This window comes from Klebsiella sp. EMBS2024 (genome assembly GCF_036233805.1).
GTDB classification, from domain to species: Bacteria; Pseudomonadota; Gammaproteobacteria; order Enterobacterales; family Enterobacteriaceae; genus Klebsiella; species Klebsiella pneumoniae.
Genome location: NZ_JAZARW010000002.1, coordinates 102,046 through 103,019, shown reverse-complemented (window position 1 = coordinate 103,019; position 974 = coordinate 102,046). Strand labels below are relative to the sequence as shown.

The 974-nt window shown below is 59.7% G+C and carries 1 protein-coding gene; it reads right to left on the bottom strand.

Annotated elements, in window-relative coordinates; translation table 11 throughout:
• Window positions 1-177: 177 nt before the first annotated feature.
• Window positions 178-918, bottom strand: coding sequence for a tyrosine-type recombinase/integrase (locus tag VZP09_RS24630; protein WP_004187098.1), 741 nt, complete (start codon window positions 916-918; stop codon window positions 178-180).
• Between the last annotated feature and the right edge of the window lie 56 nt (window positions 919-974).

Sequence of the window (974 nt, the reverse complement as noted above, 5' to 3'; positions counted from 1 at the left end):
CCTGTCTTGTCTGCGGTATGTCGATGCCTGCAGGCTTGCAGGTCANNGGGCAAGACCACGGCGGTTCAGTCATCCGGATGATGTCCTGGTGTGCTGGAGCAGGGAGGGGNCTGAATGCGCTCTGCTCCTGTATTCCGTATTAGCGGAATACAGGACGTCATGCCAGGGCCGTCAATCTCAGCCGGCCGGGGGCAGGGAGCGAAGGATCTCCGCGGCATCTCGCCCATCACCGGTAAAGGGAACGGCCAGGGTGGCAGCCATGTCCAGCGCAAATACCCGGGTATAGACTTCCATCGAGCGCGGATCCTTATGCCCGGCCAGTGCCTGGATGACCTTCCTGGGCTGCCGGTGATAAAGCATGTGCATAATATAGCTGTGACGGAAAGTATGCGGCGTTACCGGAATCGAAAAATGCACGCCATCAGCTTCAGCCCGCTTCACCGCTTGTTTCAGCCAGTTGCGCATTGTCTCATCCGTGACCGGCCATAACGGCTCCCGCCGGCGGGGGCGGGTGGTCACCATCCAGCTCTCCATCTGACGCACAAAACTGACATCCGTCAGCGGCACCAGGCGCACTTCATCTTTTGGCGGCCGCCCACGACGCGCGCGCACTTTCTCCGACAGCACCCGCACAAAAGGGCGCAGACCATCCAGGTCGAAGGATTCCGGGGTGAGTGTCCGGGCTTCACCGATACGGATCCCGGTATTCCACATGGTGGCGAACAACATGTGGTGACGCTGGTCCGGCATATACCAGAGGAGGGCGCTCACTTCCGGTGCCAGGAGGTAAGCCGGCGTGGCACCTGTTGAGGTGGCCATCCGCCGGAGTGCCACCGCGGTCGCAAAATCAACGCCCGGGGCGATCGGCAATAACGAAACGCGTTCTGGTGAATTCTGCAGGGGAATAATGTTGTTCATCGGCTATTTTTCACGTAGCGCACGCACTGGTCATGGATACAGTTATTCTNNNNCTG